The organism is Phenylobacterium sp. LjRoot225 (genome assembly GCF_964252855.1).
Classification (GTDB): Bacteria; Pseudomonadota; Alphaproteobacteria; order Caulobacterales; family Caulobacteraceae; genus Phenylobacterium.
This window is the reverse complement of sequence record NZ_CAXUPL020000006.1, coordinates 103,819-126,918: the sequence shown is the minus strand read 5'-3', so window position 1 is coordinate 126,918 and position 23,100 is coordinate 103,819. Positions and strand designations below refer to the sequence as shown.

Below are 23,100 nucleotides of genomic sequence, written 5' to 3'. Positions count from 1 at the left end.
CCGATCACCGTTAATTAGCGCGAGGCCCTCTGCCGGGCACTAGCCTAGCCCCTTCGAACCCGGCGCCAAGAAGCGGACGTCGCGAAGTTCGGCTTAGGGTTAAACCCCGCCCAACGCCACCCTCCGCCCCACCCCCACCGCCTCCAAAAACGCCCCGTCGTGGCTCACCACCACCAACGCCCCGTCATACGCCCGCAACCCCGCCTCCACCGCTCCGATGGAGTCGAGGTCCAGGTGGTTGGTGGGTTCGTCGAGGATCAGCAGGGGCGGCGGGGCGGCGGCGCTGAGCACGCAGGCCAGGCCGGCGCGCAGCAGCTGGCCGCCGCTTAGGGAGCCGGCGGTCTGCAGGGCGGCGTCGGCGCGGAACATGAAGCGGGCGAGCGCCGCGCGGCAGGCGTTCTCGTCCGTGTGCGGATTGAGCCTTCGGAAGTTGTCGCGGATGGAGAGCGCCGGGTCGAGCAGGCTGACCCGCTGGTCGAGGATGGCGAAGGGGACGAGCGTCCGCACCGTCCCCGACCAGGGTTTGAGCTCGCCGGCGATCAGGGCCAGCAAGGTGGTCTTGCCCGCGCCGTTGGGGCCGGTGAGCGCCAGGCGCTCGGGGCCGGTGATGGTCAAGGAGACGTCCGCGAGGACCGGCCGGCCGGGGACGTAGCCGGCGGTGACGCGCTCGACCTTCAGCACCTCGCGGCCGGCCGCCAGGCCGGTCGGCGGCAGGGTCACCGACATCGGCTGCAGGACCTCGATCCGCTCGCGCGCCTGGGCTGCGGCGGCCTGGGCCTGGCCGCGGCGGCGCTCGGCGAGGCGGGCCTGGTCGGCGCCGGTGAGCTCGCTGCGCTCCTTCATCATGCCCAGCAGGATCTTCGGCTGGTCGCCGCGGGCGGCCTTGCGGCGGCCGGCGCCGTCCTTGCGCGCCTGGCGCTCGGCGGTCGTTTGCGCCGTGCGGGCGAGGTCGGCGAGGCGTTTCTCGGCGTCGGCGAGGTCGGCCTGTACGGCCGCCAGCTCCAGAGCCTTGCGGGCGCGAAAGGCGCTCCAGCCGCCGCCGTAGCGGGTCGCGCCGAGCGAGGTCAGATCGACGATGGCGTCCATCGCCTCCAGCAGGTCGCGGTCGTGGCTGACGACGATGGCGCAGGCTGGCCAGCCGGCCAGCAGGTCGGCGACCGCGGCGCGGCCCTCGCGGTCGAGGTTGTTGGTCGGCTCGTCGAGGATCAGCACGTCCGGTTCGGCGAAGACCAGGGCGGCGAGGCCCGCGCGCGTGCGCTGGCCGCCGGAGAGGGCGGACAGCGGGGTGGCGGGCTCCGCCGCCAGGCCGACCCGGGCCAGGGCCTCGGCCATGCGGGCCTCCAGCGTCCAGTCGGCGCGGGCGAGGTCGTCCTCGCTGGCTTGGCCGGCCTCGGCGCGGGCGAGGACGGCGAGGCCGTCGCGGGCGCCGAAGAGGTCGGCGAGGGTCTGGCCCGGCTGGACCTGAACGGTCTGGCGCAGGGTCGCGATCCGGCCGTGGACCGTGACGGTCCCGGCCTGCGGCGAAAGCTCGCCGGCGACCAGCTTGAGCAGGGTGGTCTTGCCGACCCCGTTGCGGCCAACCAGGCCGCAGCGCTCGGGGCCGAAGGTCAGGGTCAGGTCGGTGAAGAGGGCTTTTCCGTCTGGCGTGGACCAGGCGAGGTTCGACAGCGCGATGGACGCAGGCATGGATAGGGGTTCCCCGGGGGCAAGGCAGGACGGCTTTGCGGTCGGGGGCGGATCACATGGGGCGTGCGGGTCCTCTGTCGCGGGTGGGGGAAGGATAGGGAGGGGGGCGGCGGGGTTCAAGTCGCCGGCGCCGAACGCCCCCTCCGTCGGCTTCGCCGACACCTCCCCCGCTGCGCGGTGGAGGATCTGGGCCGTAGATGCTCCACCGCAACGCGGGTGAGGGGGCGTTCAGCGCGGTGGAAGCGCCGCCAGCTGCAGGAGCATGTCGGCCACCGCGCGGGGCTCGGTGATCATCAGGTCGTGGCCGGTGTCGATCTCCCAGACGCGGTCGGCCTGGAGGGCGCGCTCGACTCCCTCAGGCGAGCGCGTGTCGAGGGTGGAGGTGCAGTTGATGTTGGTGCGCGGCAGCTTCAGCAGCTCGGCCTCGCGGGTCAGGTGGAGCTTCTGGGTCAGGCAGGCCCAGGGGTGCGGCGTCAGCTTGCCGGCCATCCAGGCGACCTGGTCCGGCGCGGTGACGCCGTAGAGGCTGACGATGTGCGGGTCCGGCCAGAGCGCCAGCTCGACGCCGTCGACCGTGCGGACGTGCCGGCCGACGAGCTCCTGCAGGCCCGGCGAGGTGTCCGCCAGCGACTCACCGTTGCGCGGGATGGCGGCGTCGAGGAAGACCAGCTGGCCGACCCGCTCCAGCGCCCGGTCGGCGACGCCGGTGATGACCATGCCGCCATAGCTGTGGCCGACCAGGATGACGTCGTGGAGGTCCTCGTAAGCCAGCACGCCGAGCACGTCGGCGATCTGGGTGTCGAGGTCGATCCCGGGCCGCAGCAGGTGGGCGCGCTCGCCCAGCCCGGTCAGCGTCGGGGTGAAGACCTCGTGGCCCGCGGCGCGCAGCAGGGGCGCGAGCCGGCCCCAGCACCAGCCGCCGTGCCCGCCGCCATGCACCAGCACATAGGTCGCCATTCCGATCCTCCCGGGCCGTCCCCGCGGCCTTTGGCGAAGAGTCTGCCGGGGGCGGGACGGGGGCAAGAGCGGATCGCCGATGGCGGCCCAAGGCGGCGGCTATGGCCAGGACGGCCGGCGGAACTTGACTCTTACCCTCAGAGTTTTAGAACAAAAGTGGAACAAAAGGAGTCTCTTGCCGATGGTCGATCCTCGCACAGCAGGGCGCCTCGCCGCCGTGCGGGCGAAGGTGTCCGCCCTGGAGGGCGGCGGACGGCCGGACTGCGGGCGGCTGAGCCTCGGGGCTACGAGCGTGGACGCGGCCCTGGGCGGCGGCCTGCCGCTCGGCCGCTGGCACGAGATCGGCGGCGCAGGCATGGAGGGCGAGACCGGGGCGGCGCCCGCCGCCTTCACCGCCCTGATGGCCGCGCCCCTGGCGAGGCGGGGCTGGACGGTCTGGGTGATGCGGCGCGACGACCTCTGGGCCCCGGGGCTGGCAGGGCTGGGCTTTCCGCCCGAGCGGCTGATCCAGGTCTGCGCCCGCGACGAGGCCGAGGCGCTGGGGGTGATGGAGGACGCGCTCACGACCGAGGGCGTGGCCGCGGTGATCGGCGAGGTCGAGGCCGTCGACCTGACCGCCGGGCGAAGGCTGCAGCTCGCCTGTGAAAAGCGCGGCGGCGCCGGCTTCGTGATCCGCAGGCGGCCGTTCGGGGGCCAGGCTCAGCGCGAGGCGACGGGCTCGGCGGCCGCCACCCGCTGGCGGGTGGCCTCGGCCCCCTCCGAACCGCCGGCGGGGGAATTCGGCCTGGGCGCGCCGCGCTTTGCGGCGACCCTCGAACGCTGCCGGGGCGGACGTCCCGGCGCCTGGCTCTTCGAAGCGAAGAGCGCCTTTTCTCAAGATGGGGAGGCCTGGAATGGGACGCATCCTCTGCGCCTGGTCGCCGACCTGGGCGATCGCGAACTGGCGCCGGCGGCGGCCGTCAGACGCGTCGCCTGAGACGGACGCCCAAACGCCCCCTCCGTCGGCTTCGCCGACACCTCCCCCGCTACGCGGTGGAGGATCTGGGCCGAAGATGCTCCACCGCTTGCGGGGGAGCTGTCGCGAAGCGACTGAGGGGGCGTTCGGCGCCGCCCCGCCCCCCTTCGCCCTGGTGGAGACCACCCGCGGGACACGGCGTCTTGCCGCGGTCAGCCTGGAGGCCGCGCAGCTCCGGCTCTACCCCGGCCAGAAGGCGACCGACGCCTTCGCCCGGGTCCCGGACCTGGCCACCGCCGAGCACGAGCCCGAAGCTGACGCGGCGGCGCTCGCCGAGCTCGCCGGCTGGTGCGTGCGCTTCTCGCCGGCGGTGGCGATCGATCCGCCGGACGGCCTCTTCCTCGACGTCGAGGGCGTCGCCCACCTGTGGGGCGGGGAGGCGCAGATGCTGGCCGACTTCCGCGCCCGGCTGGCCGCCAACGGCCTGCCGTTCCGCCTGGCGCTCGCCGACACGCCCGGCGCGGCCTGGGCGCTGGCCCACTTCGGAACCGACGGAACCATCGCCCCGCCCGGCGGCCAGGCGGAGCTGCTGGGGCCGCTGCCGCCGACGGCGCTGCGGCTCGACCCCGAGACCGCCGCCCAGATCGAGCGGCTGGGATTTCGGCGGATCGCCCAGCTGGCCGCCCTGCCCCGCGCCCCGCTCGGCCGGCGGTTCGGGGCCCAGACCCTGACGCGCCTGGACCAGGCGCTCGGCCGCGCGGCCGAGGCCCTGACCTTCCGCCGCCCGCCGACGCCGTGGTTCGCCCGGCTGGCCTTCGCCGAGCCGATCAGCGTGCCGGAGGACATGGCCAGGGTCGCCTGCGACGTCGCAGCCAGGCTCTGCGCCCAGCTGGAGGCCAAGGACCAGGGGGCGCGCCGCTTCGAGCTCGCCTACCACCGCCTCGACGGCAAGGTGCTGGGCGTCGCCGTCGGCCTCTCGCTGGCCGGGCGCGATCCCGTGCGGCTGGGCAGGCTGTTCGCGCCGAAGCTGGACGTGCTCGACCCCGGCTTCGGGATCGAGGTGGTCACCCTCTGCGCCCACGAGGTCGAGGCGATCAACGCCCGCCAGGCGTCGCTCGACACGATTGATCAGCCTGCGGATGACGGGCTCGCGCCCCTGGTCGACCGGCTGACCAACCGGCTGGGCGAGGGCCGCGTCTGGCGCGCCGAGCCGGCGGAAAGCCATGTGCCCGAGCTGGCGGTCGTCCGCGGCCGGCCGCTCGCCGCGGGCCAGCCCGGCTGGTCGCCGGAGACCCCGCGTCCGGTGCGCCTGTTCCGCCGGCCCGAGCCGGTGGACGGGGTGATCGCGCTCACCCCCGACGACCCGCCCAGCCAGTTCCGCTGGCGCGGCCAGGTCCACCGGGTGCGCCGCGCCGAGGGGCCGGAGCGGATCGGCGAGGAATGGTGGAAGGCCGACATCGACGCCGTCTCGGTCGCCCACGTGCGCGACTACTACCGGGTCGAGGACCAGGACGGGGCGCGGTTCTGGCTGTTCCGCGCGGGGCTGTATGAGCCGCAGCAGCCGGCGAACTGGTGGCTGCATGGGGTGTTCGGATGAGGCGCCGCAACGCCCCCTCCGTCTCGCGCTTCGCGCGATCCACCTCCCCCGCTACGCGGTGGAGGAGCGAGGCCCCGCTGCTCCCCCGCCTGCGAGGGAGCTGTCGCGAAGCGACTGAGGGGGCGTTCCCCCCATGACCCGCTACGCCGAGCTGCAGGCGACCAGCAACTTCTCCTTCCTCAAGGGTGCCTCGCACCCGGGGGAGCTGGTGGCGGGGGCCGAGGCCCTGGGGCTGGAGGCGGTGGGGATCTGCGACCGCAACTCCCTGGCAGGCGTGGTGCGCGCCTGGAGCGAGGCGGGGAAGCGCCGCGAGGCCGGTTCGAAGATCCGCGCGCTGACCGGCTGCCGGCTGGAGTTCGTCGACGGGACGCCGAGCCTCCTGGCCTATCCCTCCGACCGCGAGGCCTATGCCCGCCTCACCCGGCTTCTGACCCTCGGCCAGCGGCGGGCGGAGAAGGGCCACTGCGAGCTGTATCTGGCCGACTTTCTGGAGCACGCCGAGGGCCAGCTCTGCCTGGTGGTCCCGCCCGAGCGGCTGGACGCGCGGTTCGAGGCCGACCTCAAGCGCCTCTCCGGCGAGCTGGGCGGGAGCGTCTGGCTGGCGGCGGCGAGGCGCTATGGCGCGCGCGACCTGGCGAGGCTGTCGCGGCTGGCGGCCCTGGCCGAGACGAGCGGCGCGCCGATGGTCGCTGTCAACGACGTCCTCTACCACGGCCCCGAACGGCGGCCCTTGCAGGACGTGCTGACCTGCATCGCCGAGACCTGCACCATTCACGAGGCCGGCTTCAGGCTCCAGGCCAACGCCGAGCGGCATTTAAAAAGCCCGGGTGAAATGGCCCGCCTGTTCGCCCGCTTCCCGGGCGCGGTCGAGCGCAGCCTGGAGATCGCCGAACGCATCGGCTTCGACCTCGGCCAGCTGCGCTACGAATATCCCGACGAGCCGGCGCCGCCCGGCAAGACGGCGATCCAGCACCTGCACGACCTGACCTGGGCCGGCGCGGCCTGGCGGTTCCCGCAAGGGGTTCCGGACCGCGAGGCCAGGACCATCGCCCACGAGCTGGCGCTGATCGAGAAGCTGGACTTCCCCAACTACTTCCTGACCGTCCACGACGTGGTGCGCTGGGCCCGCCAGCAGCAGATCCTCTGCCAGGGGCGCGGCTCGGCGGCCAACTCCCTGGTCTGTTTCTGCCTGGGGATCACCTCGGTCGACCCGACCAAGCCCGGCCAGGACCTCCTCTTCTCCCGCTTCATCTCCGAGAAGCGCGGCGAGCCGCCGGACATCGACGTCGACTTCGAGCACGAGCGGCGCGAGGAGGTGATGCAATATGTCTACCGTCGCTATGGCCGCGACCGCGCCGCCATCGTCGCCACCGTCATCCACTACCGCCCGCGGATGGCGATCCGCCAGGTCGGCAAGGCGCTCGGCCTGACCGAGGACATCACCGCGGCGCTCGCCGGCGTGGTCTGGGGCTCCTACGGCGACGGCGTGCCGGACGAGCACATCCGCCAGGCCGGCCTCGACCCGGACGCCCCGGAGATCCGCCGGGCCACGGCGCTGGCCCAGCAGCTGCTGGGCTTCCCGCGCCACCTGTCGCAGCACGTCGGCGGCTTCGTCCTGACCAAGCGCCGGCTCGACGAGACCGTGCCGATCGGCAACGCCGCCATGGCCGACCGCACCTTCATCGAATGGGACAAGGACGACATCGACGCGCTCGGCCTGATGAAGGTCGACGTCCTGGCGCTGGGCATGCTGACGGCGTTGAAGAAGAGCCTCGACCTGATCGGCATCGCCGACATCGCCGACATCCCGGCCGACGAACCGGGGGTCTACGAGATGCTCGGCCGGGCGGATTCGGTGGGCGTCTTCCAGGTGGAGAGCCGGGCGCAGATGTCGATGCTGCCCCGGATGAAGCCCAGGGTCTTCTACGACCTGGTGATCGAGGTGGCGATCGTCCGACCCGGCCCGATCCAGGGCGACATGGTCCATCCCTATCTGCGACGGCGCGAGGGCAAGGAGCCGGTGGTCTATCCCAGGCCCGGCCCCGGCCATCCCCAGGACGAGCTGGAGAACATCCTTAAGAAGACCCTGGGCGTGCCGCTCTTCCAGGAGCAGGCGATGCGGATCGCCATCGACGCGGCCAAGTTCACCGACAGCGAGGCCGACGGCCTGCGCCGCTCCATGGCCACCTTCCGCCATTACGGCAGCGTCGGCGTCTATGGGGTGAAGTTCGTCGAGGGCATGGTCGCCCGCGGCTACGACCCGGTCTTCGCCCAGCGCTGCTTCCAGCAGATCGAGGGCTTCGGCTCCTACGGCTTCCCGGAGAGCCACGCGATCAGCTTCGCGCTCTTGGTCTACGCCTCGGCCTGGGTGAAGTGGGCGAGGCCCGACGTCTTCTGCTGCGCCCTGCTCAACAGCCAGCCGATGGGCTTCTACCAGCCGGCCCAGCTGGTCCGCGACGCCCGCGAGCACGGGGTCGAGGTGCGGCCGCCGGACGTGATGTTCTCGGGTTGGGATTGCGGGTTGGAGGGCGGCGGCGAGGCCGCAACGCCCCCTCCGTCTCGCTACGCGAGCCACCTCCCCCGCGTTGCGGTGGAGGTGCTGGGCCGAGTCGGCGCCATCCAACCCCTCCGCCTCGGCCTGCGCCAGGTCCGTGGGCTGAAGGAGGCCGAGGGGCAGCTGATCGCCCAGGCCCGGCGCGACGGGGCGCAGAGCTTCGAGGACTTCGCCCTGCGTTCGGGCGTGACCCGTCGGACGCTGGAGCTGCTGGCCGAGGCCGACGCCTTCCGCTCGCTGGGCCTCGACCGGCGCCAGGCGCTGTGGGCGGTGAAGGGCCTGACCGGCGAGATCGGGGCCGAGGCGCCCCTGCTGGTCCGCGGCCGGGCCCAGGAGACCCAGGTCGAGCTGCCCTTCATGAGCAGCGCCCAGCACGTGGCGGAGGACTACCGGACCACCAGCCTGTCGCTGAAGGCCCATCCCGTCGGCTTCTTCCGCGGCGAGCTGGACGCGCTTGGCGCCATCCCCGCCGCCGGGCTGAAGACGCTGCGCAACGGCCGGCGGATCTCGGTCGGCGGCCTGGTGCTGGTGCGCCAGCGGCCGGGCACCGCCAAGGGGGTGGTCTTCCTGACGCTGGAGGACGAGACCGGGATCGCCAACATCGTCGTCTGGCGCGACGCCTTCGAGGCCAACCGCCGGCTGGTGATGGGCGCGGCCTTCCTGCTGGTGCACGGCAGGCTGCAGCGCGAGGGCGAGGTCATCCACCTGGTGGCGGAAAAATTCACCGACCTCTCGTCGCGGCTGTCGGAGATGCGCGAGGCCGAACGTCCTTCGTCCGAAGTCCGCCCATCAGAGGTTCGCTCCAAGGTTTCCGGCCGGCTGATCCGCAGCCGGGATTTCCACTGAGGGCCGGGCTTGAGTTAGGATCAGCAGACGAAAGGGGAGAGCCCATGGCTCAACCGGTTCAGCTACTCGTCGGCACCCGCAAGGGCGCCTGGATCTACCGCAGCGACGCGGCCCGACAGGCCTGGGACGTCGAGGGACCGATATTTCTCGGCGCCATCATCCACCACCTGGTGCCTGACCCGCGCGAGCCGGGCGTGCTGCTGATGGCGGCCTCCACCGGCCACCTGGGCCCGACCATCTACCGCTCCGACGACGGCGGGAAGACCTGGACCGAAGCTCTGCGGCCGCCCGCCTTCCCCAAGGCCGAAGATCCCGCCACCGGCCGCGCGGTGGACCACACCTTCTGGCTCGAGCCGGGCCACGCCTCCGAACCCGGGGTCTGGTGGGCCGGGACCTCGCCACCGGCCCTGTTCGAGAGCCGCGACGGCGGACGCAGTTGGGATAGCGTCGAGGGCTTCAACGACAATCCGATGTACGGGGCCTGGTGCCCGCCCGAGGCCGGCACCCCGGACGGAGCGCTGCTGAACCAGGTCAAGATCGATCCGCGCGACGCCAGCCACATGTACATCGCCACCTCGACCGGGGGCGTGTTCGAAAGTCTCGACCGGGCGAAGAGCTGGCGGCCGCTGAACCAGAACGTCGAGGCCACCTTCCTGCCCGACCCCTATCCGGAGTTCGGCCAGGACGCCCACTACATCGCGCTCTCGCCGACCAACCCCGACCGGCTCTGGCAGCAGAACCACTGCGGCGTCTACCGGCTCGACCGGCCGGGCGAGCGCTGGGAGCGGATCGGCAAGGCCATGCCGCCGGAGATCGGCGACATCGGCTTCACCGTCGTGCCGCACCCGACCTCGGCCGACACCGCCTGGGTCTTCCCGATGGACGGGACCGAGGTCTGGCCGCGGGTCAGTCCGGGCGGGAAGCCGGCCGTCTATCGCACCCGCGACGCCGGCCAGAGCTGGGAGCGGCAGGACCAGGGATTCCCAGCCGAACAGGGCTGGTTCACGGTCAAGCGGCAGGCCTTCTGCGCCGACGCCGGCGCGCCCGTGGGTCTCTACCTGGGCGCCACCAACGGCGAGCTCTGGGCCAGCGGGGACGAGGGCGGGACCTGGCGCCAGATCGCCGCCCACCTGCCGGAGATCTATTCGGTGGTCGCGGCGCCGCTCCCATGATCCCGGTGCTGATCCCCTCGCAGCTGACGTCCTACACCGACGGGGCGACGCGGGTGCAGGTGGAGGGCGCGACGGTGGAGGCCGCGCTCGACGACCTCGACCGGCGCTTCCCGGGACTGAAGTTCCGGGTGATCGACGAGCAGGACCGCATCCGCCGCCACATGCGGATCTTCATCGGCCAGGACGAGGCCAAGGACGTGCGCCGGACGCTGAGCCCCGGCGACGAGCTGATGATCTTCGGGGCGCTGAGCGGGGGCTAGCCGGCCATGGCCTTGGGCCGTGGAGCGACGCCTCCTGGCGGTTCAGCCCTTGATCTGGCGGCAAATCCGTTCCGTGATCCTGGAAATCCTGGTTGGAGCACGCCGCCGAGGCCGTCTGGCGGCATGTTTGATCCTGGCGGCTCCGTTCGGCATCCCAAACAGACAGGCGAGCATCATGTCGTTCTCAGGCCGCGCCCTGCTGTTCGTCCTCCTGGCGGCGACCTTTGCGCTCGGCGGTTACACCGACGGCGCCGCCGGGGATGAGCCGTCCGCGCGCGGGACGGATCGCAGCAGCGGGCAGGACTGGGCCGGCTATGGCCGCACCTTCGGCCAGCAGCATTTCAGCCCGCTCGCGCAGATCCATCGGGGGAACACCGCATCCCTCGGGCTCGCCTGGACGATGGACCTGCCGCTCGGCAACACGGTGACCCAGCCGATCGCCGTCGACGGCGTACTCTATTTCGCCAGCGGTCTCAGCATCGTCCATGCCGTGGATGCGGTGACCGGCAAGGAGCTCTGGCAGTACGATTCCAAGGTCGGCGAGGTCGGCGGCCTGAACATGCGGCTGGGCTGGGGCGTGCGCGGCGTCGCCTGGTGGAACGGCCGGATCTACGTCGGCGCCCAGGACGGTCGGCTGATCGCGCTCGACGCCAGGACCGGTCGCCCGGTCTGGACGACCAAGACCTTCAAGGCGGAAGACCCCGCCTATATCAGCGGCGCGCCGCGGGTGTTCGACGGCAAGGTGTTGATCGGCTTCGCCGGCACGACCGGGGTGATGCGCGGCTATGTCTCGGCCTACGACGCCGAGACCGGCAAGCTGCTGTGGCGCTTCTGGACGGTCCCGGGAGACCCCGCCAAGGGCTTCGAGAACAAGGCCATGGCGTTCGCCGCGAAGACCTGGTCGGGCGAATGGTGGAAGTTCGGCGGCGGCGGCGCGGTGTGGAACTCCATCGCCTACGACGCCGACAGCGGCCTGGTCTACATCGGCGTCGGCAGCCCCTATCCCTGGAACCACCGGGTTCGCAGCGCCGGATCGGGCGACAACCTGTTCGTCGATTCGATCGTCGCGCTGGATCTCAAGACCGGCGAATACCGCTGGCACTACCAGACGACGCCCGGCGACACCTGGGACTTCGACGCCGCCATGGACATCGAACTGGCGGACCTCACGATCGAGGGCAAGCCCCGCAAGGTCCTCATGCAGGCGCCAAAGAACGGCTTCTTCTACGTCATTGATCGGATCACCGGCGAGCTGATCTCGGCCGAGCCCTTCGTGCGGGTGACCTGGGCGACGAAGGTCGACAAGCGCACCGGCCGCCCGGTCGAGGCGCCCGGCGCCCGCTATGGCCTCGACAAGCCGGCCCGTGGGGTCGCGCCCACGGCGCTCGCCGCCCACAACTGGATGCCGATGGCCTATAGCCGCGAGACCGGCCTGGTCTACATCCCCTCCGTCGACTGGGCGATCGAATACTCCGATCCCAATCGCCCCTGGAAGGACGCCGGCGACCGCACCGTCGACGGCGGCGTGGACATGAAGGGCGGCGCCCTGTTCGGCATGCCGGCGCCGGTCGGCTTCCTGCTGGCCTGGTCGCCGGTCACCCAGAAGGAGGCGTGGCGCTTTCCCTACCCCAGCTATTACAACGGCGGCGTGCTGGCGACGGGCGGCGACCTGGTGTTTCAGGGTTCGATCGACGGCTATTTCAGAGCCTTTTCGGCGACGACGGGCGCGCTCGCCTGGCAGTTCGACGCCAAGGCCCCGATCCTGGCGCCGCCCATCTCCTTCGAAGCCAATGGACAGCAGTACGTCACGGTGCTGACCGGCCTCGCCATGGGCTACGTCATGAACTCGACGGCCCTGGCCGGGCCAGCGATCGAACGCTACGGCCTCGATCCGCAGACCCAGGCCCGGCGGGTGCTGACCTTCGCGATCGGCGGCAAGGCAAGCCTGCCGCCGCGCCTGGTTCCGCCACCGCCGCCCGAGGATCCCCATTTCACGCCGCTTCCCGCCAAGGTCACGGCGGGCGCCGTGGCCTATTCCGCCCATTGCCTGAACTGCCACGGGGCGCTCGCCGTCGGCATCGGCCATGCCCCCGATCTCCGCCGCTCCGCCCTGCCGCTCGACCAGGCCGCCTTCGAGCAGGTGGTGCGCAGCGGCGCGCTGGAGCCGCGCGGCATGCCAGGATTTGCGGAATTCTCAGATGAGAAGCTCGAGGACATTCGCCACTACCTGAGATCACGCGCCGCCGACCTGAGGCGCGGCGCCGCCTTCCCGCTGCTTGGCGAGGCGCCAGCGACGCTGGACATCAAGTGACGTCAGATCCGGTCAGGGCATCCACGCTGGCGGGTACTCGCTCCGGCCGCTGCCTCACGTCCGGGAAGCTGACCTTCCGAGTGGCCGTTGAGGGTGGTCTTTGCTCTCTCACCGCCCCCGCGCAGCGGGGGGAGGGGGACCGACCGCCGAGCGTAGCGAAGAGCGGTTGGTGGCGGGGGCAGGCCAGGGGCAATGAGGTCAGGTTCGCACTCGCCGCGCGGTTCGCGCCGGCCGAGCTCTGCCGGCCGCCTACCCCCACCCCCACGGGCTCTTCGCTGCGCTCGGCCCGCGGGTCCTCTCCCCCGCTCTTCGAGCGGGGGAGCTAGAGTCTCAGAAGTGTCCGAAAGGGGAAGCCGAGTTCCCCCTTAAATCGGACATTGGCGCAATGTCCCGCCCCTTATGCGGGCTCGAGAGGATCTGCGTCTCGGACGCGGCGCGTTCGTGGGGTCCGTGTCGTTCGCGGACCAAATGAAAAGCGCCCGCCGTGAGGCGAGCGCTTCTTTGTAACGCCGTAGACGCCTGGGATCAGCCGAAGTTGAGGACCCGGGCTTCCTTCACGTGCGGCAGGTGCTGGAGCTTTTCCAGCAGGTCCGCGGTGGGCTCCTGGTCGACGCCGACGAGGGCGATGGCGTCCTCGCCCGCGGAAACGCGGCCCAGGTTGAAGGTGGCGATGTTGACGCCGGCGTCGGCCAGCAGGGCGCCGAGCGCGCCGATGAAGCCCGGCTTGTCGAGGTTGTTGACGTAGAGCATGCGCGGCGCGAACGGGGCGTCGAGATCCATGCCCTTGACCTCGATGACGCGCGGCGCGCCGGCCAGCACCGAGCCGGCGAAGGAGCGCTTGCCCTTCTCGGTGGTGATGGTGATGCGGATCAGGCTCTCGTAGATCGGCGAGTCGTCCTGGCGGGACTCCGAGACCGTGATGCCGCGTTCCTTCGCCACCGCTGGGGCCGAGACCATGTTGATCTCCGCCAGCATCGGCCGCATCACCCCGGCCAGCGCCGCCGCCGTCAGCGGACGGGCGTTGAGGCGCGCGACCTCGCCCTCGTAGGCGATGTCGATGGCCTTGATCCCGAAGTCGACCATCTGGCCGGCGAAGGCGCCCAGCTTGTCGGCGAGCGCCACATAGGGCTTCAGCCGGGGGGCTTCCTCGGCGGTCACTGAGGGGCTGTTCAGGGCATTGGTCACCGCGCCGGTCAGCAGATAGTCGCTCATCTGTTCGGCGACCTGCAGGGCCACGTTCTCCTGGGCCTCGTTGGTCGAGGCGCCCAGGTGCGGGGTGGCGATGAAGTTGGGCGCGCCGAACAGCACGTTCTCCTTCGCCGGCTCGGTCACGAAGACGTCGAAGGCCGCGCCGCCGACATGGCCGTGATCGAGCTGCTGGCGCAGCGCCGCCTCGTCGACCAGGCCGCCGCGGGCGCAGTTGACGATCAGCACGCCCTTCTTGGTCTTGGCCAGGTTCTCGGCCGACAGGATGTTGCGGGTCTTGTCGGTCAGCGGGGTGTGCAGGGTGATGACGTCGGCGCGCCGCAGCAGGTCTTCGAGCTCGACCTTCTCGACGCCCATCTCCACCGCCCGGTCCGGCGACAGGAAGGGGTCGTAGGCGACCACGTGCATCTTCAGGCCGTTGGCGCGGTCGGCGACGATCGAGCCGATGTTGCCGGCGCCGATCAGGCCGAGCGTCTTGCCGTACAGCTCGACGCCCATGAAGCGGTTCTTCTCCCACTTGCCGGCCTGCGTGGAGACGTCGGCCGCGGGAAGCTGGCGGGCGAGCGCGAACATCATGGCGATGGCGTGCTCGGCGGTGGTGATCGAGTTGCCGAAGGGGGTGTTCATCACCACGATCCCGGCGGCGGTCGCCGTGGGGATGTCGATGTTGTCGACGCCGATGCCGGCGCGGCCGACCACCTTCAGGTTCCTGGCGGCGGCGATGACGTCCTTGTCGGCCTTGGTGGCCGAGCGGACAGCGAGGCCGTCGTAGTCGCCGATGATCTGGAGCAGGTCTTCCTTCTTCAGGCCGGTCCGCACGTCGACCTCGACGCCACGCTCCCGGAAGATGGCGACGGCGGCGGGCGAAAGTTCATCAGCGATCAGTACGCGAGGCGTATGAGCCATGGGATTTCCTTAAATCTGCGGTCGTCATGGCCGGGCCCCGTCCCGGCCACCCATGATCTCCGGGTGTGCAGGTGGGACGAGCGGCCAAAGACGGCGATCAGTGTTCATGGGTGGCCGGGACAAGCCCGGCCATGACGTCTTGGACGGCTCAGGCCGCGGCGAGCTCGGAGGCGACGGCGGCGAAGGCCCAGTCGAGCCAGGGCGTCAACGCCTCGAGGTCGGAGGTCTCGACCGTGGCGCCGCACCAGATCCGCAGACCCGGAGGGGCGTCACGGTAGCCGGCGACGTCGAGGGCCGCGCCTTCCTTCTCGAGGAGGGAGGCGAGCTTCTTGGCGAAATCGGCCTGGGCGGCTTCGGCCAGGCCGGTGACGCGCGGGTCGACCACCTTCAGGCACACCGAGGTGTTGGAGCGGATCGCCTTGTCAGCGAGGAAGTCGACCCAGGCGGTCTTGGCCGCCCAGGCTTCCAGCACCGCCAGGTTGGCGTCGGCTCGGCGCCGCATCTCGGCGAGGCCGCCGATGGACGAGGCCCACTTCAGCGCGTCGAGATAGTCCTCCACGCAGAGCATGGAAGGCGTGTTGATCGTCGCGCCTTCGAAGATGTCGGCGCTCAGCTTGCCGCCCTTGGTCATGCGGAAGAGCTTCGGCATCGGCCAGGCCGGGGTGTAGCTTTCGAGCCGGGCGACGGCGCGGGGCGACAGGACGAGCACGCCGTGGCCGCCTTCGCCGCCCAGCGCCTTCTGCCAGGAGAAGGTGACCACATCGAGCTTCTTCCACTCGAGCGTCTGGGCGAAGGCGGCGCTGGTGGCGTCGCAGATCACCACGCCTTCACGGTCGTCGGCGATGAAGTCGGCGTTCGGCACGCGCACGCCCGAGGTCGTGCCGTTCCAGGTGAAGACCAGGTCGGCGTCCTTGCGGACCCTGGTCAGGTCCGGCAGCTGGCCATAGGGGGCGTCCAGCACCTCGGCCGGGATCTTCAGCTGCTTGGTGACGTCGGTCACCCAGTCCTTGCCGAAGGATTCGAAGGCCAGCAGTTGCACGGGCTTTGGGCCCAGCATGGACCACATCGCCATCTCGACGGCGCCGGTGTCCGAACCGGGCACGATGCCGATCAGATAGTCCTCGGGAACCTCGAGCACCTCGCGGGTGCGGTCGATGGCTTCCTTCAGGCGCGCCTTGCCGAGCTTGGAACGGTGCGACCGTCCGAGCACTGCGCTGCTGAGATTTTCAGGGGACCATCCGGGGCGCTTGGCGCACGGGCCGGAGGAAAATTCGGGTCGAGCCGGGCGCATGGCCGGCTTGGCGGTCGTCATAGCGATGTCTCCCATCCTTACAGATGAGCAGCGCCCCGTTGGGAGGGCGTGGCCCGGCGCGGAGAAGCTCCCGTTCGAGCGCCGAAGCAAGCTTTATTTTTCGCGCGGCCGGCAGAACTGAGGTCCGCCGCCTTCGCCGTCCAGAGGGCGAAACGCCCTAAGGTTGTGTTTTGGCCAAACGATCTACCGACAATTACGCCAGGGACAACAATGTGTTGCCGGTAGGTCCAGACCTTGGAAGCGAACCGTTAGGAATATTTCGATAAGGCTCGACCCTAGACCGGCCTCAGAAGAGACATGGGTAGAGTACACAGCCAGAATGGCGGCGCTTCGGTAGTCACCTTCCACGCCCGCGTGGCGGGGGTTGGACTTATCACGACCGTCGTCGCCCTGGCCGCGGCCTGCGCCGTGTTCCTGGCTCAGCAATGGGCGGTCGCCCGCGCCGAAGCGCACAGGCACCACGAGGCCCTGGCCAGCTTCACCGCCACCGCCACGGCCCACGGCGCGGCCTTCGACCGGTGGGCCTACCTGCGCGCGCCGATCTCCGCCGCCTTCGCCGGCGCGCCGGAAATCGTCTCCGCCCGGATGACCGACCGCCAGGGCCGCCTAAGGCTCGAGTACCGCCGCGCCCAACCTCCGGCGCCGGACAGCCGGGTCGAGACCGTACGGCGGCCGTTGGTCAGCGGCGGCCAGGTGGTGGGCGAGCTGGCGCTGACGGCGGAAATGCCCGGCCTGGCGCCGCTGCTTCCGAAATTCCTGGCGCTGACCTTCGTGCTGCTGTTCGGCGGGGTCGGGGTGGCGCTGTTCCTCTCGCGCAGCCTCGCCCATCGGGTGATCGCCCCGGTCCAGAAGCTGTCGACGGCGATGCACGCCGTCGCCGAGGGCGGCGACTTCCAGCCCGTCGACGTGGCGGCCCAGGACGAACTGTTCCGTAGCCTGACGGCCAGCTTCAACCACCTGCTGGGCAAGCTCGCCGAGCGCGAGGAAGACCTGAAGGGGGCGATGCGCGACCTGGAGCAGGCGCGCGACGCGGCCAATGCGGCCAACGTCCTGAAGACCCAGTTCCTGGCCAACATGAGCCACGAGATCCGCACCCCGCTGAACGGGGTGCTGGCGATGGCCGAGGTGATGGCCATGGGCGAGCTCGCCGCCGTGCAGCGCGACCGCCTGCAGATCATCCGCCAGTCCGGCGGCCTGCTGCTGGCGGTGCTGAACGACGTGCTGGACCTGTCCAAGATCGAGGCCGGCAAGCTCACCCTGATCAACGAGCCCTTCGAGCTGGAGCCCACGGTCCGGCCGGTGATCGAGAGCTTCTCGGTGATGGCCCGGGGCAAGGGCCTCGACTTCCAGGTCGAGGTCGAACCGGACGCCGCGGGCTGGTGGGAAGGCGACGCCGACCGCCTGCGCCAGATCATCGGCAACCTGTTGTCCAATGCGGTGAAGTTCACCCCCCACGGCTCGGTCGTCGCCAAGGTCTGCGTCGATCCCGCCACCAACCTGCTGCGCCTGATGGTGCACGACACCGGCGTCGGCATCGCGCCGGAAAAGATGCCGAGCCTGTTCGAGAAGTTCACCCAGGCCGACAACTCCGCCACCCGCCGGTTCGGCGGCACGGGCCTGGGCCTGGCCATCTGCCGCGAGCTGACACAGATGATGGGCGGCTCGATCAATGTGGAGAGCCGGGAAGGCCATGGCTCGACCTTCGTCGTCGAGCTGCCGCTGCGCCGTTGCGAGGCCGCCGGGACCGCGCCGTCGGACGCGGTCCGTGCGGAGCGGGACGGGCTGCGGCTGCTGGCGGCGGAGGACAACGCCACCAACCAGCAGGTGCTCGCCGCGGTCATGGAATCGCTGGGCATCGACATCGACATCGTCGCCGACGGCAAACAGGCGGTGGAGGCCTGGCGCATCTACGACTACGACCTGATCCTGATGGACATCCAGATGCCGGTGATGGACGGCATCGCCGCGGCGCGCGAGATCCGCGCCGCCGAGCGCGACAGCGGCAAGGCGCGCACCCCGATCGTCGCCCTGACCGCCAACGCCCTGACCCACCAGATCGAAGAATACCTGGCCGCCGGCATGGACGGCCACGTCGCCAAGCCGATCGAGATCGCCAAGCTCTACGAAGCGATCAGCACCGCGCTCAACGCCGCCGCTGTCGGCGGGGAGCATTCTTCGGTCGCCGCGGCCTGACCGCCGCTTGACAACAGCTTCACCTAGCTGAACGCCGGACAACGCCCGCCTCAGGCGGCCTTCACCCGGCGGATGGTCTTCTGCCGCCCATGACGACGCCAGTCCCCCGGCGTCGACGGGTTCTGGAGACCTCGCGATGAAGAAGATCCTGCTTTCGCTCGCCGCCGCCGCCGCAACTCTGACGCTGGGCGTCGGGACGGCCGCCACCGCTCAGCCGTGGCACGGTGAAGACCGCGCCTATCAACAATCCCATCGCGACGAGCGCGGCTATCAACGCGGCCGCCACGACGAGCGTCTGTCGCCGGCCTACGTCAGGAGCCTCGACTGGCGGATCATGAAGGAGGCCCGCGCCGGCCATATCAGCTGGAACAGGGCTGGCGAGCTGAAGGCGGAACAGCGCCTGGCCATGAAGCTGGCGGTGCAGAACCAGCGCGGCCAGATCGGACGCTGGGAGTACGGCCGGCTGATCCGGGCGGTGCGCACGATCGAGGTCAGCACCTCGCGCTACGCCGAAAACAACGCCCGCCCCTACCGCGACCACGACGGCTATCGCGACCATGACGGCTATCGCCGCTGATCGCCGGCGCGGCCTGAAGACCAAGCGCCCCCGGAGCGATCCGGGGGCGTCTTCGCATCAGGGCTGCAGCCGCAGGCGGCTCTCGACCACCGTCACCGCCTGCCCGCCCAGGCCCACGCGCTCGCCGCGCGCCTCGCAGGTCAGATCGCCGCCGCGGCCCGGATAGGCCTGGTGGAAGGCCAGGCGGGAGCGCCCGAGCTTCTCGGCGAACAGCGGCGTCAGGATGCAATGCAGCGACCCTGTGGCCGGGTCCTCGGGAATGCCTGAGCCGGGCGCGAAGAAGCGGTCGACGACGTCGTAGCCGCGACCCGGCTCGGCGAGCGCCGCCACCCCGACGTTGCCGCGGCCCAGGGCCTCGGCCCTGGAGACCCGCTCGAGGAGGGCGATATCCGGCTTCAGGCCGCGCACCGCCGCCTCGTCCGCCAGGATGGCGATCAGGAAGGCGCCCGCCCAGACCTCCACCGGCGTCGCGCCCAGCGCCTCGGCCAGGCCCGGCGGCGGCTCGATCCGCGTCGGCGGCTGGGACGGAAAGTCCATCTCATAGCCGCTCGCGGCGCGCGCGACGGTGAGCGGGCCGGACCTGGTCTCGAAGGTGATGCGGTCCGTCGCGACCGCCAGTTCGGAGAACAGCACGTGGCCCGAGGCCAGGGTTGCGTGGCCGCAGAGCGGCACCTCCAGGGCCGGGGTGAACCAGCGCAGGCCAAAGCGCGCGGGATCGTCCGTGCGCTTCAGGAAGGCGGTCTCGGCCTGGTTGTTCTCGGCCGCCAGGGCCTGCATCCAGCGGTCTTCCGGCCAGGCCTCCATGGGCTCCAGGACGCAGGCCGGATTGCCGCGAAACGGCTCGGCGGCGAAGGCGTCGACGGTCCATTGGCGCATGACGGGATCTCCTGTGAAGCTTGGCTAGATGGGGATGCAAACCCGCGAGCCAAGATGCTCTCCCTGAGGGGCGGAGAGATTGCATGCAGATCAACTTCAGCCCTCATCCCGGCCGGAGCGCAGCGTAGAGCCGGGACCCAGGGCGGTGCGCACGGCCTTGGGTCCCGGATCGGCCTCGCGGCCCCGTCCGGGATGACGGGGATTGTTCAAATGAAATCCCCTTCCGGGCGTCAGCCGTCCTAACCCTCCACCACCACCTCGGGCCAGCGCGCGCGCACCGCCGCGGCCGTGCGGGCGAAGCCGGCGGTGGCGCGCAGCGGATTGGGCCGGAGCCGCAACGCAAAGAGGTCCTCCAGCCCGAAGGGCGCGAGCACTGTCAGACGGTCATCGGCCTCCAGCCGCACGGCGACCGCGAAGGTGGCGCTGGTGAAGCGGGTCAGGGCCTCGGCGGAGCGGCTCAACGGACCATAGTCCGCATCGTCGAACTTCTGGTGGAACCACAGGTGCACCCGGGCCTGGTTGCGCACCTCGACCAGCGGGCTGAGCTCGGGCGCGAAGGCGGCGGCGGCGCGCCGGATCACCTGGTCCTCGGCCTCGTAGGAGAGGTCGGAGGCGTCGTGGTAGGCGAGGTCGTAGTCCTTGAGCCCATAGTCCGTCGGCCGTCCGGTCAGGTGGTTGAGCACCGGCTGGTAGACCGCGCCGGAAAAGACCATCCAGTCCGGCAGCTCCAGCGACCGGGCGGTCTCGAGCACCTGCATCAGCCGCGGCGTCGCGCGCAGGATGGCCTCCAGCCGCGGGCCGAGATCTTCGCTCACCTGCGGCCCCGCAGAGGCCAGCCGTGGTCGAGCGGACCGTGGCCAGCCCCGAAGCCGGGCGCGCTCAGCATCGCCTGATGCACATAGTCCCAGGCGCGGGCGGCGGCCTCGACCAGCGGCAGGCCCTGGGCCAGGCCGACAGCGCAGGCCGAGGCCAGGGTGCAGCCGGTGCCGTGGGTGTGGCGCGTCTCCAGCCGCTCGCCTTCGAACACCGTCTCGCCGGCCGAGGTCATCAGCACGTCGGCGACCCGCGCCCCCGGCACGTGGCCGCCCTTCATCAGCACCGCCGCCGCGCCGGCCCGCAACAGGGCCTCGCCCGCGCGGCGCAGGTCGTCGGTGGTGGCCACCGTCAGCCCGGTCAGCGCCTCGGCCTCCGGCGCATTGGGGGTGAGCAGGGCCGCGCGGGGGACCAGGATCGAGCGCAGCGCCGTGACCGCTTCGGAGGCCAGCAGGGACGCCCCGCCCTTGGCGGTGATGACCGGGTCGATCACCGCCGGGACGCCGGCCGCGCGGTCCAGCACGCGGGCGACCGCCTCGACCATGGCGACATCGCCCAGCATGCCGGTCTTGATGGCGTCGGCGCCGATGTCGTCGAGCACCGCGGCGGCCTGGGCCTCCACCACCTGCGGCGGGATCGGATAGACGCCGGTGACGCCCAGGGTGTTCTGCACGGTGATGGCGGTGATCGCGCTGGCCGCATAGCCGCCCAGGACCGTGACCGTCTTGATGTCGGCCTGCACGCCCGCGCCGCCGCCGGAATCCGAGCCGGCGAGGATCAGGACGCGACCGAGAGCGAGCGACATGGACGAGCCGATAGCGCCTTCGCGGGCTGAATGCACGCTCAAGCGGGGCGCGCCGCGGCGATCGCCTGCCAGACCCGCAGCGCCTGGACCGTTTCGCGCACGTCGTGGACCCGCACCGCCGCCGCGCCGGCTGCGACGCCCGCGAGCGCGGCGGCGATCGAGCCGCCGAGCCGCTGGTCGGGCGCGGCGTCCTGGTCGAGGGCGCCGATGAAGCGCTTGCGGCTGACCCCCAGAAGCACCGGAAAGCCCAGGGCGACGATCCGGTCGAGCCCGGCGATCAGCGGCAGATTGTGGCGGATCATGTGCTTGCCGAAGCCGATCCCCGGATCCAGCCAGATCCGCTCGCGCGCCACGCCTGCGGCCAGGGCGGCTTCGGCGCGATCGCGGAGGAAGCCGGTCACCTCGGCGACCACGTCGTCGTAGCGCGGCTCGGCCTGCATGGTCTGCGGCTCGCCCTGCATGTGCATCAGCACCACGTCGCAGCCCAGCTCGGCGGCGACCGCCAGGCTGTCGGGCGCATGGCGCAGCGCCGTCACGTCGTTCCACATGGCGGCGCCGGCGGCTACGGCGGCGCGCGCCACCTGCGGCTTCATGGTGTCGACGGAGATGGGGACGGCGCTCTCGGCGCGGATCGCGCGGATCAAGGGTACGACGCGGGCGATCTCGTCCTCGGCGGAGACCGGCGTCGCGCCCGGGCGGGTGGACTCGCCGCCGACGTCGAGCATTTCGGCGCCCTCGGCGATCAGGCTGCGGGCGTGGGCGAGCGCCGCGGCGGCGTCGAAGAACCGCCCCGCGTCCGAGAAGCTGTCGGGGGTCACATTGACGACGCCCATGACCCGCGCAGGCGTTTGCAGCAGTGCGACTTCAGCGCTCAACCTGTGTCGTTCCCCTTGTGGTTCGCCTGGCCTTGTTACCTTCCGCCCTCGCCGTCGGCCATATCGCTCTTCGCGACCGTCCTTTCCGCGGCCGTCTCCGGCCTTCTCCGTCCGGGCCGGGGATTGTAAAGCCTCCGGAGCAGGTCGAGGGGCGGAATCAGATGAGCGTCATCACCCAGGAGGACTGGTTTCGGACGGTCCCTTGGATCGACAAGGTCGAGGGCGACGTGGCCTCGGCGGCGAAGGCGCTTGGCAAGGTCCTGACGTCCGAGGAGGTGACCTGGCTCGAGCGCTGGCGGACCGACGGCTATCTCGTGATCGAGAGCGCCGCCGACGAGGGCGACATCGACGCCTTCCTGGAGGATGTGCGCTGGGCCGTGCAGCATCGCCAGGAGCTCGATTTCAACATCGAGGTCAGGGGCGAGCAGGTCCGGTTCGCCGGAACCTCCGAGGCGGACCTGTTTGGCGGCCAGATGAAGTTCCAGCAGTTCCACACCTATTCCAAGGCCGCCGTCGCCCTCAGTTTGAGCGCGAAGATCCAGCGGTTCCTGGCGCTGGTGTTCGAGCAGCCGGCCGTCGTGCTGCAGTCCCTCGGCTTCTGGCGGGGCACCGAGCAGCCCGCCCACATCGACTACCCCTATGTGCGGATTCAGCGGGGCATCGCACAGCTGGCCGCGGCCTGGATCGCGCTGGAGGACGTGCGGCCCGGGTCCGGCGCCCTGTTCTACTACCCGGGCTCCCACCGACCCGAGGCGAGCGGCTTCTTCGACTGGGGCCGCGGCAGCATCCTCATGGAGCGCGACAGCACCCGCAGCCCTCTGGAATTCGCCCCGCATCTCGAGCGCAGGATGGCCGAGGTCGGCATCGAGCCGGTCGAGTTCCACCCGAAGAGAGGCACGGCGATCATCTGGCACGCCAACCTCGTCCAGGGCGGATCGCCCATCACCGACGCCGCCCTGACGCGGAAGTCCTACGTCACCCACTACACCTCCACCGCGGCCTTCCCCCGGGGCCATGCGCCTGCGACCCTCGTCCGAGGAGTGAACGCTTTCGACGCCCGTCCGGGATACGCCTTCGACTCCCCCTGGGACGCCGGCAGGCGGAAGTTCCCGAGTTGGACCAGCACGACCTATCTGGAGCGCTTTTCGCGCTGAGGCCGCGCTGAGCGCGCACGAAAAAGGCGGCCGTGACGCCACGGC

Annotated in this window: 17 protein-coding genes; 9 read left to right on the top strand and 8 right to left on the bottom strand. The window is 71.0% G+C overall.

Annotation, left to right across the window (positions count from 1 at the left end; genetic code table 11):
- Positions 1-99 precede the first annotated feature (99 nt).
- Positions 100-1,686 carry an ABC-F family ATP-binding cassette domain-containing protein gene (locus ACSQ2B_RS25270; protein ID WP_436054172.1) on the bottom strand — a complete coding sequence of 529 codons (1,587 nt, stop codon included), beginning with the start codon at positions 1,684-1,686 and terminating at the stop codon, positions 100-102.
- Positions 1,687-1,914: 228 nt separating this feature from the next.
- Entirely contained in the window at positions 1,915-2,643 is a 729-nt protein-coding gene (locus tag ACSQ2B_RS25265) for an alpha/beta fold hydrolase (RefSeq protein WP_436054171.1), read from the bottom strand.
- 181 nt (positions 2,644-2,824) lie between these two features.
- Between ACSQ2B_RS25265 and ACSQ2B_RS25260 the strand changes: the two genes are divergently transcribed.
- The 6 genes from ACSQ2B_RS25260 to ACSQ2B_RS25235 all read left to right on the top strand — a co-directional run bounded on the left by ACSQ2B_RS25260 (position 2,825) and on the right by ACSQ2B_RS25235 (position 12,338).
- Positions 2,825-3,619, top strand: coding sequence for an ImuA family protein (locus tag ACSQ2B_RS25260; protein ID WP_436054170.1), 795 nt, complete (start codon positions 2,825-2,827; stop codon positions 3,617-3,619).
- Positions 3,620-3,695: 76 nt separating this feature from the next.
- The gene (locus ACSQ2B_RS25255) at positions 3,696-5,195 is read left to right on the top strand and encodes a DUF6504 family protein (protein WP_436054169.1); all 1,500 of its coding nucleotides are present in this window, start codon (positions 3,696-3,698) and stop codon (positions 5,193-5,195) included.
- 133 nt (positions 5,196-5,328) lie between these two features.
- A complete protein-coding gene (locus tag ACSQ2B_RS25250; RefSeq protein WP_436054168.1) occupies positions 5,329-8,595 on the top strand; it encodes an error-prone DNA polymerase in 3,267 nt (1,088 codons plus the stop codon).
- A gap of 44 nt (positions 8,596-8,639) precedes the next feature.
- On the top strand, positions 8,640-9,767 hold the full coding sequence (locus ACSQ2B_RS25245; protein WP_436054167.1) for a WD40/YVTN/BNR-like repeat-containing protein: 1,128 nt from the start codon (positions 8,640-8,642) through the stop codon (positions 9,765-9,767).
- Positions 9,764-10,027: a MoaD/ThiS family protein gene (locus tag ACSQ2B_RS25240; protein ID WP_436054166.1), complete on the top strand. Its 264-nt coding sequence runs from the start codon at positions 9,764-9,766 to the stop codon at positions 10,025-10,027. Before ACSQ2B_RS25245 ends, ACSQ2B_RS25240 begins: the two co-directional genes overlap by 4 nt.
- A 175-nt stretch (positions 10,028-10,202) precedes the next feature.
- Positions 10,203-12,338: a PQQ-dependent dehydrogenase, methanol/ethanol family gene (locus ACSQ2B_RS25235; protein ID WP_436054165.1), complete on the top strand. Its 2,136-nt coding sequence runs from the start codon at positions 10,203-10,205 to the stop codon at positions 12,336-12,338.
- A gap of 525 nt (positions 12,339-12,863) precedes the next feature.
- Here ACSQ2B_RS25235 and serA read toward each other — a convergent pair.
- Positions 12,864-14,450, bottom strand: a complete 1,587-nt coding sequence (gene serA / locus ACSQ2B_RS25230) for a phosphoglycerate dehydrogenase (protein ID WP_436054164.1) — start codon at positions 14,448-14,450, stop codon at positions 12,864-12,866.
- A gap of 148 nt (positions 14,451-14,598) precedes the next feature.
- Positions 14,599-15,768: a phosphoserine transaminase gene (locus ACSQ2B_RS25225; protein ID WP_436054185.1), complete on the bottom strand. Its 1,170-nt coding sequence runs from the start codon at positions 15,766-15,768 to the stop codon at positions 14,599-14,601.
- Between the two features lie 291 nt (positions 15,769-16,059).
- Here ACSQ2B_RS25225 and ACSQ2B_RS25220 point away from each other — a divergent pair, with 291 nt between their 5' ends.
- Both ACSQ2B_RS25220 and ACSQ2B_RS25215 read left to right on the top strand, forming a co-directional pair.
- Complete coding sequence (locus ACSQ2B_RS25220; RefSeq protein WP_436054163.1) at positions 16,060-17,955, top strand: ATP-binding protein; 1,896 nt, start codon at positions 16,060-16,062, stop codon at positions 17,953-17,955.
- A 136-nt stretch (positions 17,956-18,091) separates the two neighbouring features.
- Positions 18,092-18,532: a hypothetical protein gene (locus ACSQ2B_RS25215; protein WP_436054162.1), complete on the top strand. Its 441-nt coding sequence runs from the start codon at positions 18,092-18,094 to the stop codon at positions 18,530-18,532.
- Between the two features lie 57 nt (positions 18,533-18,589).
- Here ACSQ2B_RS25215 and ACSQ2B_RS25210 read toward each other — a convergent pair whose 3' ends face one another.
- The 4 genes from ACSQ2B_RS25210 to folP form a co-directional block, all read right to left on the bottom strand.
- Positions 18,590-19,408, bottom strand: a complete 819-nt coding sequence (locus tag ACSQ2B_RS25210) for a PhzF family phenazine biosynthesis protein (protein WP_436054161.1) — start codon at positions 19,406-19,408, stop codon at positions 18,590-18,592.
- Between the two features lie 239 nt (positions 19,409-19,647).
- Entirely contained in the window at positions 19,648-20,223 is a 576-nt protein-coding gene (locus tag ACSQ2B_RS25205) for a nucleotidyltransferase family protein (protein ID WP_436054160.1), read from the bottom strand.
- Positions 20,220-21,026: a bifunctional hydroxymethylpyrimidine kinase/phosphomethylpyrimidine kinase gene (gene thiD / locus ACSQ2B_RS25200; RefSeq protein WP_436054159.1), complete on the bottom strand. Its 807-nt coding sequence runs from the start codon at positions 21,024-21,026 to the stop codon at positions 20,220-20,222. The genes ACSQ2B_RS25205 and thiD overlap by 4 nt, the downstream gene beginning before the upstream one ends.
- A gap of 38 nt (positions 21,027-21,064) precedes the next feature.
- The gene (gene folP / locus ACSQ2B_RS25195) at positions 21,065-21,859 is read right to left on the bottom strand and encodes a dihydropteroate synthase (RefSeq protein WP_436054184.1); all 795 of its coding nucleotides are present in this window, start codon (positions 21,857-21,859) and stop codon (positions 21,065-21,067) included.
- 203 nt (positions 21,860-22,062) lie between these two features.
- Here folP and ACSQ2B_RS25190 point away from each other — a divergent pair, with 203 nt between their 5' ends.
- Complete coding sequence (locus ACSQ2B_RS25190; protein ID WP_436054158.1) at positions 22,063-23,055, top strand: phytanoyl-CoA dioxygenase family protein; 993 nt, start codon at positions 22,063-22,065, stop codon at positions 23,053-23,055.
- Positions 23,056-23,100 lie beyond the last annotated feature (45 nt).